Source organism: Antrihabitans spumae, assembly GCF_043944905.1.
GTDB lineage: Bacteria > Actinomycetota > Actinomycetes > Mycobacteriales > Mycobacteriaceae > Antrihabitans > Antrihabitans spumae.
Genome location: NZ_JBIMSN010000057.1, coordinates 48115 through 69414 on the forward strand (window position 1 = coordinate 48115; position 21300 = coordinate 69414).

The window sequence follows — 21300 nt, forward strand, 5'->3', positions numbered from 1 at the left end:
GATCTTGGTTGGGCAGTAGGCGGGGGGCCTGCTGACCGGCGCGGATCAGGTGTGCGGGTTCGCGACACTGAGAAGAAGTAGGTTATGAGCAACGGAGATTCGCGGCGCGCTCAACGGCCCCCCAAGGGCGCGCGGGACAGAGTTCGAAGTCGCACCGGTCGAGGTGTGAAGACTCTTCCGCAGCTACTGACGACGGCTGTCGAGTCGTCACACGGCAATATCGCCGTTGTCTTCGACGGCCGAATCTTCACTTACGGCGACATCGACGACCGCTCGTCTCGACTCGCCCGCGTCCTCATCGAACACGGCGTCGGACCAGGCGACCTCGTCGCGGTCGGTCTGACGCGATCGGTGGAGTCCGTCGTTGCGGTGTGGGCAATTGCGAAGGCCGGTGCAGCGTTCGTCCCTGTCGATCCACACGCGCCGCAGTCTCGGATCGAGTTCCTTCTGCAGGATTCCGCGATCGAACTCGGCATCACAGTCGCCGCCCACCGGAACTACCTGCCCGGCGACGCGGTGTGGATAACCCTCGACGACGACGCGGACGCAGCGCGCATAGCCGCCGCGCCCGGCCATCCGGTGTCCAATCGGGAGCGACTTCGGCCGGCGCGTGTCGACGACCCCGCCTACGTGATCTTCACTTCGGGGTCGACCGGCAGGCCCAAAGGTGTGGTGGTCACCCATACCGGACTCGCCGGATTGGTGTCGGCCGAGCTTGCGCACTACGGCGTCACGTCAGCGTCGCGGGTACTGCACGTCTGCGCACCGACCTTCGACGTCTCGGTACTGGAACTTCTGCTGGCGTTCACGTCCGGTGCGGCGTTGGTGATCGCTCCTTCTACGGCGTTCGGCGGCGACGAACTCGCGGAACTGCTCGAGACCGAAGCTGTAACCCATCTGCTGATCACGCCCGGCGCCCTAGCGACGGTGTCACCGGACCGACTGGACAACCTCACGGCTGTCGTCGCGGTCGGTGACACGTTCGGCCCGGAGCTGGTAGCCAGATGGGCGCCGGGGCGCTCGTTCTTCAACGGCTACGGACCAACCGAAGCCACCATTCTGGCGGTGCGAAGTGCACCGATCGCGGTGGGTGCACCGATCACGATCGGCATGCCGATACCCGGTGTCGTCGGACTTGTACTGGATCGTCGACTGCGGCCGGTTCCTGCCGGTGTGGTCGGCGAGCTGTATTTGGGTGGACCCCAACTTGCCCGTGGATATCAGGGCAGGCCGGCCTTGACCTCCGAACGGTTTGTCGCCAATCCGTTTGCCACGGCAGGGGAGGATCTCGCAGCAGCGGGCTCGCGCCTGTATCGCACGGGAGACCTGGTACGGCAGAACTCGGACGGGAACCTGGAGTATCTGGGGCGCAGCGACTTTCAGGTCAAGATTCGTGGTCAGCGGATCGAACTCGGCGAGATCGAAAGGACACTGCTCGCCGACGAATCCATCGGGCAGGCTGTCGTCGTCGCCCACTCCGACAGCGGCGGCCCCCAACGCCTCGTCGCCTACGCGGTCGCAGCGGCAGGCAGCTCACTGGACCAGGATTCCGTGCTGGCCGCCGCGGCGGCTTTTCTGCCTGCCTACATGGTTCCCGACATCGTGGTGCCGTTGTCGACACTACCGCTGACGGCGAACGGCAAGGTCGACCGAAAAGCGTTGCCTGCGCCTGTATTCGCGAGCGAAGTCGAATATCGCGCTGCCGAGAGCGATGTCGAGCAACTCCTCGCAGAGGTGTTTGCGGATGTGCTCGGGGTCGACAAGGTCGGCCTCGACGACTCCTTCTTCGCCCTCGGTGGCGATTCGATCGTCTCCATTCAATTGGTCTCGCGCGCCAAAGCTCGTGGACTGCACTTCACACCGAAAGATGTGTTCGAACACAAGACGGTTGCCGGATTGATCGAGGTTGCAACCCGACCCGAGTCTGCCGATGTCGTTGTCCTCGAGGAACTTTCCGGTGGCGGCATCGGGTGGCTACCGTTGCCGCCGAGCGCCGCCGCACTAGTGGCGGGCGCGGACGATCTGTCGCGTTACAGCCAATCCGTCGTGGTCGAGTTGCCGCTCGGCATCACGTCCGCGGAGCTGACGACGATATTGGCCGCTGTCGTCGACCGACACGACATGTTCCGGTCGGTGTTGGTTCGAGACGATGCTCGTGGCTGGGGACTGCAGACCTCCGCACCTGGAACCATCGCTGTGGCTGGACTCGTCACACGAGTACGGGCAACGCAAGATGACGCGACCGAAGTCGCTTCGGCCGAAATCCGTGCTGCCGCAGACCGACTCGATCCGACATCGGGGCCGATGGTCCAGTTCGTCTGGTTCGACGGTGGTACCGGCCGATCCGGCCAGCTTGCAATTGTGGCGCACGACTTGATCGTCGATGGTGTGTCGTGGCGAATTGTGCTGCCGGACTTGGCTGTTGCTGCCGAACACGTGGCAGCAGGCCGCCGACCGACCCTGGAGGCCGTGCCAACGTCGATGCGACGGTGGGCCCACGCCCTGGCCGACGACGCCCTGACACCTGCTCGCGTCGCGGAATCGGCATGGTGGCGTTCGGCACTCGCGGTTCCGGATCCGCTCCTCGGACCTCGTAGCTTCGACCAGAGCATCGACGTTGCCGCCGCCGTCGCACGGCTCGAGGTCGCGGCTCCCGCCGACATCACCGACGCCGTGCTGAAGGTGGCACCCACGCTTTTCGGTGGGGGAGTGAACGACGGCTTGCTCGCTGCGCTGGCAATTGCGTTGGCGGCGTGGCGCGCAGAACGCGGGGTGCACGAGCAATCGGCTCTGATTCAGCTCGAAGGTCATGGTCGTGAAGAGCAGGTAGTGCCAGGCGCAGACCTCGCGCGAACCGTCGGACCCTGCACGACAGCGTTTCCCGTCGCCTTCGACCTGTCGACCGTCGATGTCGACGATGCGCTACGCGGCGGACCCGCGGTCGGCCGAGCCATCAAGGTGGTCAAGGAAACGTTGCTCGCAGTCCCAGACAAGGGCCTCGGCTACGGCCTGCTGCGCTACTGCAATACCGAGACGGCAACCGAGCTGGCCCAATTGCCAGACGGCCAGATCAGTTTCAACTTTCTGCCCCACGTGTCGCAGACGAAGTCGCCGGACAGCACAGTTGCCCCATGGACGCCGACGGATGTGCTCGGCGCCGCCGAAGCTCACGGCGACTCGGACATGCCTGCAGGCAAAACGGTCGACATCGACGCAAGCGTGTCCGACACCGCGTCGGGCACCGTGCTGTCAGCTACCTTCACCTACGCATCGAAGCTGCTGTCGCACAACGACGTCGAGCGTCTCGCTGAATTGTGGATCGAAGCGCTACGTAATGTGGCACTCCACTGCCGGACACCCGGCGCGGGTGGACTGACCCCGTCGGACGTAACTCTCGTCTCGGTGGACCAGGCCGATCTCGAACGATTCGAAGCCAGCTACGAGGGCGTCGTCGACGTCTGGCCGTTGGCACCACTGCAGTCGGGGTTGCTGTTCCACGCGATGCTCGCCGCAACCTCGGTCGATGCCTATTCGATCCAGGCTGCACTGCAGCTGAGCGGCACGGTCGACGCACCGCGATTGCGGTCCGCGGCACAGGGTGTACTCAACCGGTATCCGACGCTGCGAACAGCTTTCGTCACAACCGACAGTGGCACGCCGGTGCAACTTGTGCTCGACCCGGTTGCCGTGCCGTGGCGTGAGGTCGATCTTTCCGATCTCGATCCGGCGCAGCGCGACGACGCGCTGGCAACGTTGTCGACGCAGGAGCGGACCACCCGCTTCGATGTCACTACGCCGCCGTTGATTCGCTTCGTGCTGGTACGGCTGACCACGACCGAATCCGCGCTCGTGGTCACCAACCACCACATCCTGCTCGACGGCTGGTCCATGCCGCTGCTGCTTGCAGATCTGCTGACCCTCTACGCGGCGAACGGCGACACCGCCGCTCTGCCGAGGGTACGTCCGTACCGTTCCTATCTGGCCTGGCTCGCCGAGCAGGACGCAGCCACGTCCATCAGGAGCTGGACCGATGCGCTTCGGGGCGCCGAGCCGACCGTGTTGGCGCCGGTGGATCCGCGGCGTGAGCTGAGCGACCTCGGTGACAGCGTCACCATCGACGTGGCCGACTCGTTGACCGCGACCCTGAATGCCCGCGCAGCGCAGTGGGGACTCACGCTCAACACCGTCGTGCAGTCCGCGTGGGGGATCCTGCTCGGCCGCCAACTCGGTCGAGACGACGTCGTATTCGGTGCAACGGTATCCGGCCGTCCGCCTGCGCTGGCAGGCGTCGAATCGATGGTCGGACTTTTCATCAATACTCTTCCCGTTCGGATCCGCTTCGATGCGAACGAGACGATCGAAGCACTTCTCGAGCGGGTCCAACGCGAACAGACAGCGCTGCTCGAGCATCACTACTTGGCACTGCCGGATATCGTCGCCGCGACGAGGGGGGAGATCGCGTTCGACACCTTGACGGTCTTCGAGTCCTATCCGGTCGACACCCGCGGACTAGCCGAACATGCCGATGCCATTGCAGGCCTTGCCATTACCGACGTGCAGACCGATGGCGCGACCCACTACCCGCTGACGCTGATAACAACGGTCGACAACGGTGTCCAACTGCATCTGCGCTATCTCACCGACATCTTCGATGCCGAGACCGTCGAGACGTTCGCGCAACGGCTCGTTCGTATTCTCGAGGCGTTTGCGCACAATCCGTCGAACGCAGTCGGCGACATCGACGTGCTGGACAACGCCGAGCGCGGCGAACTGACCCAGATCGCCGGACCGCCAGGTACCGACCCTGCACCGTTGCACCGACTGCTCGCGGCAGCGGTGGCAGCAAACCACGACGGTATCGCCGTCCGCTACCAGGGCCGCGAACTCACCTATCGAGATCTCGACCGGCGGTCCAATCAGCTTGCTCGTGAACTGATGTCACGCGGCGCGGGCCCGGAATCCTACGTCGCGTTCGCGTTGGAAAGATCCATCGCATCGATCGTCGCGACGTGGGCAATAGCTAGAACTGGCGCGGCGTTTGTGCCCGTCGACCCGTCCTACCCCAGCGACCGCATCGCACACATGCTCGCCGATTCCAACGCGATCGTGGGATTGACGGTCCGCGCGCACCTCGATGGCCTCCCGCAGACGCTGCCGTGGCTCGATCTCGACTCCCTCGAACTCGACGATCTGCTGTCGCGACATTCACCGGATGCCATCGCCGACAACGAATTTGCAGCGCCGGTGCGATCCGAGCACCCGGCGTACATGATCTACACCTCCGGCACCACCGGCGTGCCGAAGGGCGTCGTCGTCACCCACGGCGGTCTCGCGAACTTCGCAGCAGAGCAGACAGCCCGTTACGGCCTCACTGCGAACGCAGTCACGTTCGCGTTCGCATCACCGAGCTTCGACGCTTCGGTGCTCGAACTGCTGCTTGCCGTCCCCGCCGGAGCAACGATGGTCGTTGCACCGCAGGACATGTACGGCGGCGAGCAGGTCGCACAACTGCTTGCGGCCGAACGAGTTACGCATGCCTTCTTCACGCCGGCGGCACTCGCGACGATCGATCCTTCGGGGCTGGTCGAGCTGCGTGTCGTCGTAGCCGGCGGCGAAGCCTGCCCGCCGGAGTTGGTGACACAGTGGACTCGACCCACGTTCTTCAACGGCTACGGGCCGACGGAGACAACGATCATGACCAACATCAGTGCGCCACTGCTGCCTGGTCGTCCGGTCACCATCGGTGGCCCGATTCGAGGCACCCGTTCACTGGTTCTCGACGCGCGCCTGCGTCCTGTTCCGATCGGAGTCGTCGGCGAGCTCTACCTGTCGGGACCGCAACTCGCGCGGGGCTATCACAGCAGGCCGGGACTCAGCGCCACCAGGTTCGTTGCCGATCCGTTCGCGGGGGACGCGTCAGGACCTGGAAATCGGCTGTACCGCACCGGCGATCTGGTGCGCTGGACCCCCGATCTCACGCTCGAATACCTCGGCCGGTCGGACTCACAGGTGCAACTCCGAGGATTCCGTATCGAGCTGGGCGAGGTCGAATCGTGCCTACGCCTCATCGACGGTGTTGCGCAGGCGGTTGCCGTTGTCCGCACCGATCCGCAAACTGGGGACAAGCTGGTCGGATACGTGGTCGCCGAGCCTGGCGCGCAACTCGAACCCAGCGGGCTGCAGGAGCACGTGGCCGGGTTCCTCACCGGCTACATGGTGCCCGACATCGTCGTCGTGCTGGACGCGATGCCACTCACACCGAACGGCAAACTGGACCGTAAAGCTCTGCCTGCGCCGACATTTGCCGGCGAAACGGAGTTCCGCGCGGCCGAATCCGACGTGGAACGCGTCCTGGCCGAGGTCTTCGCCGAGGTGCTCGGAGTACCTCGGGTCGGACTCGACGATTCGTTCTTCGCGCTCGGTGGCGACTCGATCGTCTCGATTCAGCTCGTGTCCCGCGCGAAGACCCGCGGAGTGACGATCACGCCGCGTGACGTCTTCGAACACAAGACGGTCGCCAGACTAGCGGTGGTGGCAACGGCGGTAGGAGCCGCCGAACCGACACTGCTGCAGGAACTTTCCGGCGGCGGTGTCGGCCCGATGCCACTCACCCCGATCGTTCGTTCGATGGTCGACGCACCGGGCGGGTTCGGCCGCAATTGCCAGACGATGGTCGTCGATCTTCCCGCAGGAATCACCCGACCCCTGCTCGTCGCGACCATCGGCGCCGTCGTAGATCACCACGACATGCTCCGATCGAGGCTCGCTCCGGCCGAGGGCGAGGTGGTGACAGGCGCACCCGGCAGTGTCGACGTTGCACAACTGTTGACGCGCATGGACATTGCAGTCGATAGTGACGCGAATTCGATCGGCTCTGGGGCATTGGACGCTGCGATGGGCAGACTCGATCCCCTAGCGGGTGTCGTGGTGCAGTTCGTGTGGTTCGACCGTGGTAGCGACCGCGCCGGCCAGTTGCTGATCGTGGCGCATCACCTCGTCGTCGACGGAGTGTCCTGGCGAATTCTCCTGCCCGACTTCGCAGTCGCATGGGCACAGGTGACCGCTGGACAGGTACCGGTCCTTGCACCCGTTGCGACCTCGATGCGGCGGTGGGCGCACGCGTTGCGCGAGGTGGCAACATCAGCGGATCGCATCGCCGAGTTGGCCTGGTGGCGTTCGGCATTGGCCGGGCCGGATCCGCTGTTCGGCGCGCGACCGTTCGATCCTGTGATCGACGTCGTCGCAACGGTCGAACGGATTCAAGTCGCAGTACCGCCCGATGTTACTGCGGCACTGGTGAAATCGATTCCCGGGCTGTTCCACGGCGGCGTCAACGACGGACTGCTCGCGGGGCTCGGCATCGCCATTGCACAGTGGCGACGCGAACAAGGCGTATTCGAGTCGTCGGCGCTGGTGCAACTCGAAGGCCACGGCCGCGAAGAGGGTGTCGTTCCGGGAGCGGAGCTGTCCCGCACGGTCGGCTGGTTCACCACGGTGTTCCCCGTTCGCTTGGACCTTGGCGACATCGACCTCGACGATGCCCTCGCCGGTGGTGCCGCTGCCGGTCGTGCGGTGAAGGCGGTCAAGGAATCGTTGTTGGCGATCCCCGACAAGGGACTCGGCTACGGGTTGCTGCGCCACGTGAACACCGACACCGCAGCCGAACTCGCCGCTTTGCCCGACGGCCAGATCAGCTTCAACTACTTCGGTCAGGTACTCCTCGGCGAACAGGAAGAAGCGAGCAGTGTCGCGTGGGCACCGTCGTCCACGCTCGGCGCGTTGACCGCTCCCGGCGACGCCGATGCCCCAGCCAACAAAATCGTCGACATCAACGCCGTCGTGACCGACTCCGGTGACGGTCCTGCTCTCGGTGCCACGTTCGCCTATGTGTCGACTCTGTTGTCGCGCAACGATGCCGAGCGATTGGCAGAGCTGTGGGTCCAGGCATTGGCTGGGTTGGCAGCTCACGTTCGCGCACCGGGCGCCGGCGGGCGGACACCGTCCGACCTCTCGCTGGTGGCGATCGACCAAGACGAACTCGAGCTGCTCGAGTCGCGCTACCCGAGGCTCGCAGACGTCTGGCCGCTGACGCCGCTGCAGTCCGGTCTGCTTTTCCACGCTTTGCTCGCCGAGACGACCGTCGACATGTACTCGGTGCAGGTCGTGCTGAACCTATCGGGCGTCGTCGACGTCGAACGTCTTCGCGTCGCCGCGCAGGTGTTGCTCGACCGCTACCCGAATCTGCGCACCGGATACCTCCCGAACGACAGGGGAGAGGTCCGCCAGATCGTCGTCGACGATCTCGAGGTGCCATGGCACGCAATCGATCTGAGTGCGATCGAGGACAACGCGGAACGCGATTCGGCGTTGGCCGATGTACTCGCGACAGATCAGGCGACCAATTTCGACATGGCCGCGCCACCGTTGGTCCGGTTCACTCTCGTGACCGTCACAGCGGACACGTACCGGCTCGTCATGTCGAATCACCATGTGCTGCTTGACGGCTGGTCGATGCCGCTGCTGCTCAAGGATCTCCTGGTGCTGTACGCGACCAGAGGTGACACAACGTATCTCGAACGTGTGCGCCCGTACCGCTCCTACCTGAACTGGCTGGCGGAACAGCATCCGGCAGCGTCACTGCGGGTGTGGGCAGAAGCTCTCGACGGCGTCGAGCCGACGTATGTCGCACGGGCGAACGCGGGCACGGCAGTCACAACGAGAACCGAACGGGTCGAACTCTCGCTCGAGCCCGAGCCGACAGCTCGGTTGACGGCACTCGTCGGGCAACTCGGCGTCACCCTCAATACTGCGACCCAGGCGGCGTGGGGTGTGCTGTTGGGCCGAACGACAGGACGCGACGACGTCGTGTTCGGCACAACGGTGTCAGGGCGGCCACCGCAGCTGCCGGGCGTGGAAACCATGGTCGGCCTGTTCATCAACACACTGCCCGTACGGGTTCGACTCGATCCCGACGAAACTGTGGAAAGTCTGCTGGTCCGCCTGCAGCACGAGCAAGCGGCACTGCTCGACCATCAGTACGTCGGACTCGCCGACATTCAGCGCGAGATCGGGGTCGGCGGTCTGTTCGACACGTTGACCGTCTTCGAGTCGTATCCGGTCGACACCGCCGGACTCGCGGAGACCGCCGGTGCGATCGACGGGATGAGCATCGACGGCGTCGACTCCAACGATGCGCCGCACTACCCGATGTCGATCCTGATCTCAGGAGGACCGCAGCTCCAGATCTCGTTGGAGTATCTGCAGTCGATGTTCGACGCTCCAACCGTGGCCGCGGTCGCCGAGCGGTTCCTGCGAATACTGTCCTCGTTCGCGGACGACGCATCGGTGCTGTTGGGGGACATCGATATCGCCTCCCCGCGGGAGCACGCTGAGCTGCTGGCGGCAAGCGGTCGGGAGGTCGCGCCGCTTGTCGAGCCCGCGACGTTGGGCGCCCTGTTCGATGCAGCGGTGCGGCAGTCGCCGCACTCCACGGCATTGGTTTTCGACGGAACATCGCTCACCTATGGCGACCTCGGCGCGCGCTCGAACAGGCTTGCGCGGCATCTGATGTCGGTCGGCGTCGGTCCTGAGGACATCGTTGCTGTCGCTCTGCCACGATCGATCGACCTGGTGGTCGCCCTGGTGGCGATCACGAAGGCAGGCGGCGCCTACCAACCTGTCGATCCGTCCGCACCCCGAGATCGCCTGGAATTTATGCTCGCCGACGCCGCCCCGGTCTGTGTGATCGCGTATGCGGGCGGATCGACGGGCGATACCGCAGGCACCGTCGTGACTATCGATGTTCTTGACCTGTCGGACTATTCATCCGCGCCCGTCACCAACGCGGACCGCACCCGACCAGTTCGTGTGGACGATGCGGCATACGTCATCTACACCTCGGGATCGACGGGGCGCCCGAAGGGCGTCGTTGTCACACATGCGGGCATCGCAGGACTCGTTGCGGCTGAGCGCAGCCACTTCGATGTCACCGCGAGGTCGCGCGTATTGCAGGTGTGTGCCCCGAGTTTCGATGTGTCGATGCTCGAGATGACGCTCGCGTTGACCTCCGGGGCGGCACTGGTCGTCGCACCTGCCGACGTCTTCGGCGGTGACGACCTCGCCGAACTGCTTGCGGCGCAACGTGTGAGCCACATGCTGATCACACCCGCCGCGTTGGCGACCGTGCCTGCAGCGAACCTGCCCGACCTGTCTACCGTCGTCGTCGCGGGCGACACCTTCGGACCCGACCTGCTCGAACGCTGGGCGACGGGACGCCGTTTCGTCAACGGCTACGGTCCGACCGAGGCAACCATCCTTGCCACGAGCAGTGCTGTGCTGCAACCCGATTCGCAGATCGTGATCGGAGCGCCCGTCCCCGGTGTCGCGGCACTCGTACTCGATGGTCGGCTTCGTCAGGTGCCGTCCGGAGTGGTCGGCGAGCTCTATCTCGGCGGTCCGCAGCTTGCTCGCGGCTACCACGCCCGGCCGGGTCTGACCTCGGAACGTTTCATAGCGAACCCTTTCCATGCCGTAGGAGTTGCCGCGTCACCGTACGGCGCTCGCCTCTACCGGACCGGCGATCTGGTTCGCCGCTCTGCCACAGGCGAATTGGAGTACGTGGGTCGTAGCGACTTCCAGGTGAAGTTGCGTGGCTTCCGCATCGAACTCGGCGAGATCGAGGCACAACTTGCCCGTATAGACGGAGTTGCACAGGCAGTAACGCTCGTACGCACCGATACGTCCGCATCCGACCGACTGGTCGCCTACCTCGTCCCGGTGGCCGGTGCGACTCTCGAACCGACCGCTGCCACAAGGTTCGTCGCCGAGTTCTTGCCGACGCACATGGTTCCCGATGCTGTGGTCGTACTCGATGCGCTGCCGTTGACGGCCAACGGCAAAGTGGACCGCAGAGCGCTGCCTGCGCCGGTTATCGATGGCCCGGAGACCTTCCGAGCGGCGGAGACCTACGTCGAGCTTGTGATCGCGGAGGTCTTCGCCGAGGTTCTCGGTGTAGCGCGGGTCGGTCTCGACGACTCGTTCTTCGCGCTCGGCGGCGACAGCATCGTCTCGATCCAACTGGTGTCGCGGGTGAAGGCTCGCGGTGTGGTCATCACACCGCGAGAGGTGTTCGAACACAAGACAGTCGCCGCACTGGCGGATATCGCACGGCTTGTCGACGAGTCCGCAGCAACGCTGTTGCAGGAACTTCCCGGCTGCGGAATCGGCTGGATGCCGCTGACGCCGATCGCGCGGGCGATGGTCGACGGTCCAGGCGGCTTCGCCCGCAACAGTCAGACGATGCAGCTTGTGCTGCCGAGTGGAATCGACAGGGCTGCACTCGTGCAGACGATCACCGCTGTCGTCGACGGCCACGATGTGTTGCGGTCGCGGCTGGTGCACGACCACGACCGCGGCTGGGGACTGGAGACTCGAGTGCGGGGGAGCGTCGACGTTGACGCAGCCGTCACACGGGTCGAATTGGCCACCACTGGTTTGGCCACCACTGGTACCGAGAGCATCGGCTCCGTGGCCGACCAAGCCTTGGACGAGGCACTCGGCCGCCTCGATCCGCGCGCGGGTGTGATGACGCAGTTCGTGTGGTTCGACCGGGGCCCGGCGCAGTCCGGATACCTGCTCGTCGTCGCCCACCACCTTGTGATCGACGGCGTCTCCTGGCGAATCATCGTGCCCGACCTGATGTCCGCGTGGGGGCAGCTCACGTTCGGACACGACCCGGCAGTTGCGCCGGTCGGTACGTCGATGCGCCGGTGGGCACACGCCCTCGTCGACGACGCGCACAGCGAAGCACGCGTCGCCGAGCTCGGGATGTGGCGGTCGACCCTCTCGGGCTCGGATCCGGTGCTCGGTCGCCGCGCTTTCGACCGCTCGCTCGACGTCGTTGCGACGGTCCGTCGGCTCGATGTCGTTGTGCCCGCGGATGTCACGACAGCTTTGACGACGACGATTCCGCGGCTGTTTCGCGGTGGTGTGAACGATCCGCTGCTGGCGGGACTTGCTTTGGCGCTGGTCAAATGGCGCGCAGATCGTGGTGTCACCGAACCGACCGCACTCGTGCAACTCGAAGGCCACGGTCGCGAAGAGGACGCCTTCCGGGCTGGTTCGGCGCCAGAACTCTCGGCGGACCTGTCGCGCACCGTCGGCTGGTTCACGACGGCGTTTCCGGTGCGGCTCGACCTGACCGGTATCGACGTCGACGATGCATTCCGGGGAGGTGCCGCTGCTTCCGACGCGATCAAAGCGGTCAAGGAGCAGTTGCTTGCGATACCCGACAAGGGACTCGGCTTCGGTTTGCTGCGCCGGCTCAACAGCGAAACAGCCTCGGAGCTAGCGCAGTTCGAGAGTGGTCAGATCAGCTTCAACTACCTCGGCCAGGTTGGCGTCGGTGACGCCCAGACCGCGTCCGACGTCCTCGACTGGACGCCCGCCGACGGCGTGGGTGAGCTGACTGCCCGTGGCGACGCGGACATGCCCGCGAACAAGATCATCGATATCAACGCGATCGTCACCGGATCTGCCGACAGCGCAACAGGTCCGAGTCTCGGTGCGTCGTTCGCCTACGCCTCGGACGCGATCGCCGAGTCCGACGTTGCCGACCTCGCGAACCTCTGGGTAGCTGCGTTGACGGCACTCGCGACACAGGTCCAGTCGCCCGCAGCGGGTGGACTGACCCCCTCCGACCTGACGCTCGTCTCGCTGCTTCAGCACGAAATCGAACGGTTCGAGTCGAAATACCCAGCGTTGACCGATATTTGGCCTTTGGCACCACTGCAGTCCGGCCTGTTGTTCCACGCCCTGCTTGCCGAGACCTCGCTCGATGCGTACTCGGTTCAGGTTGTCCTGACGCTGTCCGGCACAGTCGATGCCGTTCGACTGCGCACCGCCGCACAGGGATTGCTCGACCGGCATGCCAACCTGCGTACAGCCTTCGTAGGCGCCGACGACGGTACGTCGGTGCAAGTCGTCGTCGACGAGGTCGACGTCCCATGGCGCACAGTCGATCTGAGCGCCGTCGAAGGAGATGGGCAGCGATCGGCGCTGGCGGAGGTACTGTCCGCCGACCGTACGACCCACTTCGACGTAACCCGACCGCCGTTGCTGCGATTCGCCCTCGTCACCCTCGGCCGCGACGAATCGGTCCTCGTCGTCACCAACCACCACATCTTGCTCGACGGCTGGTCGATGCCGTTGCTGTTGAAAGATCTGCTGTCGCTGTACGCAACTCACGGCGACACCCGAATGCTGCCCCGGGTCCGGCCGTATCGCTCCTACCTCACTTGGTTGGCCGAACAGGACCGGCATACCGCGGAGCAGGCGTGGGCTCGAGCATTGGCCGGAGCGAGTGCGACGCTGATCGCGCCGGGCGACCACAATCGTGAACTCGGTTCCTTTGCCGAGGATCTCACCGTCGATCTGGCCGAGGATGTAACAGCCGAGCTGACCACCCTGGCGGGTGATTGGGGGGTCACACTCAACACGATCGTGCAGAGCGCGTGGGGAATTCTGTTGAGTCGCCTGCTCGGTCGTGACGACGTCGTGTTCGGCGCGACGGTGTCCGGTCGTCCTGCAAGCCTGCCCGGCGTCGAGTCGATGGTCGGTCTGTTCATCAACACACTGCCCATTCGCATCCAGTTCGACCCGGCGGAGTCGATAGAGGCGTTGCTGCACCGCATTCAGCGCGAGCAGGCGGCGCTGCTCGATCACCACTATCTGGCATTGCCCGACATCGTTGCTGCCGCGTCGTCGGAGATCGTGTTCGATACCTTGACGGTCTTCGAGTCGTACCCGATCGATCACCAAGGCCTTGCTGCCCAAGCCAGCGCGATCGACGGCATGGCACTCACCGGCGTTCGAATGTCGGACGCGACCCACTACCCGTTGACGCTCATCACAACCGTCGATACCCGGGTCCACCTCGAGTTGCGCTATCAGAGTGCACTGTTCGACGAATCGACGATCGCGACGTTCGGACAGCGGTTGCTCGCGATCCTGCACGCAGTCGTCGCCGATCCCGCTGTTCGTGTCGGCGACATCACGCTGACGACCGCTGCCGAACGCGCTGTTCTCGAGAACGTTCGAGGCCCGGCCGGGGAACCCGTCGCGACGCTTCCGCAACTGCTCGACGCGGCCGTCGCGGCGAACGCCGACGGACCTGCCGTTCGCTTCGACGGCAACGACATCACCTACCGAGAACTCGATCGGCGATCGAATCGCATTGCCCGCGAACTGATCTCACTTGATATCGGTCCGGAGTCCTACGTCGCGGTCGGGATCGAGCGATCGATCGACTCCGTCGTAGCGGTATGGGCGATCGCCAAGACCGGTGCCGCATTCCTCCCCGTCGACCCGGCGTATCCGACGGAACGCATTGCGCACATGCTTCACGATTCGCAGTGCGCAACCGGACTCACCGTAACCACGCACCGCGATGCGCTGCCTGCCGCAACCCGCTGGTTCTCCCTCGACGATCCTGAATTCGTTGCGCGCGTTGCCGAACACTCGGCAGGTCCGATCACCGACGACGACCGCACGACCGCTGTGCACGACACACACGCTGCCTACGTCATCTACACATCGGGATCCACCGGTGTGCCAAAGGGTGTCGTCGTCACCCATGCCGGTCTCGCCAACTTTGCCGCCGAGCAGCGAACCCGATACAAGATCGTTCCAGCATCGCGGACACTGCATTTCGCGTCGCCGAGCTTCGACGCCGCGGTGCTCGAGCTTTTGCTTGCCGTACCTACCGGAGCAACGATGGTCGTTGCACCGCAACAGCTCTACGGCGGTGACGAGGTCGAGACGCTGCTCGCCGACGAGCGCGTCACCCACGCCTTCTTCACACCTGCAGCGTTGGCGACCATAGATCGCGCGGGGCTGACCGCGCTCGAGGTCGTCGTCGCGGGCGGTGAAGCCTGCACACCAGAGCTGGTTCGGCAGTGGGCCGCGACGGACCCGACCGCCACACCACGGCTGTACAACGGCTACGGACCGACCGAGACCTCGATGATGACGAACATCAGCGACCCGCTGGTACCGGGTCGCGACATCACCATCGGCGGGCCGATCCGAGGGGTCCGTGCGCTCGTACTCGACTCGCGCCTGCAGCCGGTTCCGATCGGCGTGGTCGGCGAATTGTATTCGGGCGGTCTGCAATTGGCGCGCGGCTACCTGAGCCGTCCAGCGTTGACGGCGCAACGCTTCGTCCCCGACCCCTACAGCACCGACGGCGCACGGCTCTACCGCACCGGCGACCTCGTTCGCTGGACGGCCGACTGGTCCCTCGAGTACCTGGGACGCGCGGACTCCCAGGTGAAGGTTCGTGGCTACCGCATCGAGCTCGGTGAGATCGAATCTGCTCTGGCTGCGTACGACGGAGTGCGCCATGCGGTTGCCGTTGTGCACAACGACTCTCTGACCGGGGACAGGTTGGTCGGCTACGTCGTACCGACGACCGATGCAACCATCGATCTCGATCGGGTGCGGAACAACGCGGCCGACGTGCTGCCCGCATACATGGTGCCGGACGTCGTCCTCGTCCTGGACTCGATACCGCTGACGCCGAACGGCAAGCTCGACCGAAAAGCGCTGCCTGCACCGGTATTCGGCAGCACAGCCGAGTTCCGGGCAGCCGAGACCTACCTCGAATCGGTGATTGCCGAAGTGTTCGCCGAGGTTCTCGGTGTCCAACGAGTCGGGCTCGACGATTCGTTCTTCGCACTCGGCGGCGACAGCATCGTCTCCATCCAGTTCGTCTCCCGCGCCAAGGCTCTCGGCGTCGTCCTCACGCCGCGACAGGTGTTCGAGCACAAGACGGTTGCACGACTCGCCGAAGTCGCGCAGCTTGCCGACGAATCGGCAACCGTTGTCCTGCAGGAGCTTCCCGGTGCCGGTGTGGGGTGGCTGCCGCTGCTGCCGGTAGCGCGCGCACTCGTCGAAGGAACCGGTGGATTCGCCCGCAGCAATCAGTCGATGATCGTCGACCTACCGGTCGGGATCGACCGCGCCGGTTTGCTTGCGACCATCGGGGCGGTCGTCGAGCAACACGACATGCTGCGGTCGCGGCTCGTTCACGACAACCACCGGGGCTGGGGGCTGCAGACCGTTCCAGCAGTTGGTTTCGACGTGGATCAGCTGCTCACCCGCGTCGAACTCGATCCGGCACTCGACAGTTCGGCGAAGACGGAAATCGCCTCCGCCGAACTGGATGCCGCACTCGGTCGCTTCGGTCCAGGCGCCGGACGGATGCTGCAGTTCGTGTGGTTCGACAGCGGCGCAGGCAAAGCCGGTCAACTACTCGTTGCAGCCCACCACCTGGTGATCGACGGTGTTTCGTGGCGAATCCTGCTGCCCGACTTCGCGGCCGCGTGGGCACAGGTCGCAACTGGCCAAACCCCCACTCTCGCTCCGGTCGGAACATCGATCCGCCGGTGGTCGCACGCGTTGCACGAAGTTGCATTGGAGCCCAGCCGCGTTGCCGAGTTGGCGTGGTGGCGCTCCGCCCTCGCCGGACCCGATCCGGCGCTCGGTTCGCGTGAGTTCGACCCGCTCGTCGACGTCGTGTCCACTGTTGCTCGGCTCGATCTGCATGTGCCCGCCGACGTGACGGCCGCATTGCTCAAGACGATTCCAGGCTTGTTCAGGGGGAGCGTCAACGACGGACTGCTAGCCGCACTGGCGCTGGCGGCCACGAAGTGGCGATCCGAGCGCGGCGTCGAGGTCACGTCGACGTTGATCCAATTGGAAGGGCACGGTCGGGAGTCCCACGTTGTCGCAGGGGCTGATCTGTCGCGCACTGTCGGTTGGTTCACCAGCGTGTTCCCGGTGCGACTCGATGTGTCCGGTATCGACATCGACGACGCGATCGCAGGCGGAACGGCAGCGGGTGCGGCAATCAAATTGGTGAAAGAAACGCTGCTCGCGATACCCGACAAGGGTCTCGGCTACGGGTTGCTGCGGTACTCCAACGCGTCGACCGCGGTCGAATCGGCGGATCTCCCGGACGGGCAGATCAGTTTCAATTACCTCGGCCAGGTGCTGCTCGGTTCGGGCGACAAGGAGGCGGGGGCCGTTGCTTGGGCTCCAACCGGCGCCTTCGGTGACGTCACGGCCGCCGCTGACGCGGACATGCCCGCCAACAAGGCCGTCGACATCAACGCCATCGTCACCGAGGGACCGGATGGCCCAGCGCTGCGCGCCTCGTTCGCGTATGCATCGAAGCTGCTGTCGGAGAGCGAGGTTCGGCACCTGTCCGAACTGTGGCTGGACGCCTTGACTGGGTTGGCACATCACGCGAGCTCTGGCACCGCGGGTGGGTTGACCCCGTCCGATGTGCCGTTGGTTGCGCTGGATCAGAGTGAGTTGGACCGTTTCGAGAAGCGGTACCCGAGCGCGGTCGACGTGTGGCCGTTGGCGCCGCTGCAGGCGGGCTTGCTGTTTCACGCGCTGCTCGCCGAATCGTCTGTCGATGCCTACTCGGTGCAGGTCGTTCTCGATCTCGAGGGAGCCGTCGACGCCGCGCGGCTGCGCGCCGCCGCACAGGGCCTGCTGGATCGACACGCGAATCTACGGACCGCGTTCGTCAGCGATCGGCACGGCACAGCAGTGCAGGTTGTGCTCGAGTCGGTGACTGTGCCGTGGCGCGATGTCGATCTCCGCGGTCTGCAACCTGGCGACCGCAACGACGCTCTGGCGACCTTCATCGCACAGGACCGCGTCGCGCATTTCGATGTAGAGCAACCACCGTTGATCAGGTTCGCGCTGCTCGAGCTGGAGGACGGCGTCTACAAGCTGGTCGTGACGAACCATCACATTCTGCTCGACGGTTGGTCGATGCCGTTGCTGCTCGCCGACTTGCTGACCCTCTACGCGACAGGCGGTGACGGATCGTCGCTGCCGCGGGTTCGGCCGTACCGGTCCTACCTGGAATGGGTCTCCGAACAAGACCACGAAGCGTCCGAACAGGTCTGGCAACGCGCCCTAGCCGGGGTCGAGCCAACCCTCGTCGCACCGATCGACCCGGGTCGTGAGCTGAGCTCGCTATCGGAGCAGGTGAGCGTCGAGATCGATCACGCATTCACCGCGGCCCTGGCGGCGGTCGCAGCCGAGCACGGCGTCACCCTCAATACCATCGTGCAGGCGTCGTGGGGAATTCTGCTGAGCCGCTTGGGTAGTCGTGACGACGTCGTATTCGGCGCGACAGTATCCGGCCGGCCGGCCGGCTTGGCAGGCGTCGAGTCGATGGTCGGTCTGTTCATCAACACATTGCCCGTACGGATTCGCGTCAACGCGGACGAGACCTTCGCGACGCTGTTGCGGCGTGTGCAGAACGAGCAGACGGAACTGCTCGACCATCACTACCTCGGCATCACCGACATCCAGGCTGCTGGCAACGGCGGGGCCGTGTTCGACACGTTGACGGTGTTCGAGTCGTACCCGATCGATGCGAAGGGACTCACCGAACAGGCGGGCGCTGTCGACGGCATGACGCTGGCGGGTGTCTCCCTGCGCGATGCGACGCACTATCCGCTGACCCTGGTTACAACCGTCGACGACGGCATGCACCTGCAATTGCGTTACCTCAGTGCACTTTTCGACCGGCACGAGGTCAGCGCGATCGGGGGGCGCCTACGCCGCATCCTTGCCGCCGCCGCCTACGAAGCCGACAGACCGGTCGGTGCGATCGACATCCTCACCCCGGACGAGCGGCGCGAGTTGCTGGTCACACGAAATGCCACCGCACACTACGTGTCCGAGCAGGATCTCCTCGCAGGATTCGATCAGCAGGTACAGCTGACGCCCGCGGCACCGGCGTTGATCTTCGGTGACCGGACGCTCGGCTTCGCCGAGGTCGACGACCGGATCAACCGGCTGGCGCGGCACCTTGTCACGCTGGGTGTCGGCCCCGAAAAGACTGTCGCACTTGCCATGCGACGCTCGATAGACCTCGTCGTCGGCATGTACGCGGTTGTGCGTGCCGGTGGTGCGTTCGTCCCGGTCGATCCGGATCACCCAGCCGCCCGCAACGCCTACATATTGGATACGTCCGCACCCGTGTGTGTGCTGACGCAGGGCGACACTGACCCGGTCGTGCCCGCAGGCTTGGCCGTTGTGCGCATCGATCGGCTCGATCTTTCCCAATACTCGGGCGCTGCAGCCGGATTCGTCATACCTTCGCAGGCGAGTCCTGCGTACGTCATCTTCACCTCGGGATCGACGGGCCGACCCAAGGGTGTTTCGGTATCCCGCGGTGCCTTCGTCAATCAGCTCGAGTGGATGCGGGCCACCTACCCGATGTCCAGTGCCGACGCCTATCTACAGAAGACGGCCACGACGTTCGACGTGTCGATGTGGGGATACTTCGTCCCGTGGCGCTCGGGCGCGCGCCTTGTGCTTGCGACTCCCGACGGTCACCGCGACGTCGCATACGTCTCCGATCTCATTGCACGACACCAGATCACCGTCACCGACTTCGTGCCGTCGATGCTCGCGGTGTTCGCGACTGACGCCGATTCGGCTGCGCTGTCGAGCCTGAGATGTGTATTCGTGATCGGTGAGGCGCTGCCGCCTGCGACGGTTGCAGCGCTGCGACGTGTCAGTCCCGCGGCGCTGTACAACCTGTACGGACCGACAGAGGCCGCTGTATCGGTGACGGCCGAGCAGGCCTTCGCGAACGGCGCGCCTGTCCCGATCGGAGCGCCGATCTGGAACACGCAGACCTACGTCCTCGGCGCGCGGCTCGAGCCCGTTCCTGTCGGTGTGACCGGCGAACTGTACTTGGCGGGAGCACAACTCGCGCGCGGCTACGTCACGCGACCGGACCTAACGGCCGACAGATTCGTCGCCGACCCGTTCGGCAGCAACGGTTCTCGGATGTATCGAACCGGCGATCTGGTGTCGTGGAATGCGAGCGGCGGGTTGAACTATGTCGGCCGTACCGACTTTCAGGTGAAGTTGCGCGGTCAACGGATCGAACTCGGCGAGGTGGAAGCAGCGCTCACCGAATCGGACGACGTGTCGCAGGCCGCCGTAGAAGTTGTCGGCACCGCGGTGGGGGAGCAGTTGGTCGGCTACGTTGTCGGCATTCCGGGTGTTGCGCCCGCACCGGACCGACTGCTGACCGCACTGCGTGATCGGCTGCCCGGCTACATGGTCCCCGACACGATCGTGCTGTTGGCAGCGTTCCCGTTGAACGCCAGCGGAAAGCTGGACCGCGCGGCGCTGCCGCAGCCGACACGCACGAACGACCTCGAGTTCGAAGAGCCGACAACGCCGGTCGAGCTTGCGATCGCCGACGTGTTTGCCGAATTGCTCGCCGTCGATCGGGTCGGTCGCAACGACGACTTCTTCGCTCTCGGCGGCAACTCGCTCGTCGGTGCGCAGGCGATCACAAAGATCAAGGGAGCCACCGGACTCGATGTTGCGTTGCGGTGGTTGTTCACTCATCGCACCGTCGCAGAGTTGGCAGCGCGAGTGGAACGTCCCGCCGTGTCGGCCGACGACACCGGCGGGCTAGACATTTTGCTGCCGATCCGTGAATCCGGCGACGGGGCGCCACTGTTCTGCGTGCATCCTGTCGGTGGCCTCGCGTGGCAATACCTGGCTCTGACGCGGCATCTCGATCCGCGTACGGGTATCTACGGTGTGCAGTCGCCGAACATCGTTCACGCCGAACCGAGTCCGTCATCGATCGAGGAGATGGCAGCGCGCTACGTCGAGGAGATTCGCCGAGTTCAGCCCGACGGACCGTACCGGCTCTTCGGCTGGTCGCTCGGCGGCGTCGTCGCGCATGCGATGGCAGTGCAGTTGCAGGCTGCCGGCGCCGACGTGTCCGTCCTTGCTCTCGCGGACAGTCATCTGGCGATGGACAGCGCCGCGTTCAGGAAGGCGCTTCGCGCGTTCTTCAGGTCGGTGGGCATCGCCATTCGCGACGACATGGATCTGGCGGAACTGTCCACCGAGCAATCCGCGCAGTTCATCGCGGCGACCCGTGCCGACATCGCCGATTTCACCGTCGATCGAATTCAACGGATCTTCGGTGATGCAGCCAAGGCGCCGACACTCGTCAACGAGTATCGCCCGGGAGTCTTCGACGGCGACCTGCTGTTCTTCACAGCCGCGCTGGAGGGTCCAGCGAGTGCGGCGGATGCGACGAAGTGGCAACCGTTCGTGCGAGGTCGCGTCGAGAATCAGCCGATCACCGCGCTGCACGCCGACATGATGACGGAAAACGCACTCGTCCAGATCGGTCCGCTAGTCGACGAATGGATGGCGAAGCGGGAGTAG

General features: G+C 64.9%; 1 protein-coding gene. It reads left to right on the forward strand.

What is annotated here, in order from left to right:
* Positions 1-165: 165 nt before the first annotated feature.
* Positions 166-21300, forward strand: a complete 21135-nt coding sequence (locus ACHIRB_RS13465; RefSeq protein WP_395127705.1) for a non-ribosomal peptide synthase/polyketide synthase — start codon at positions 166-168, stop codon at positions 21298-21300.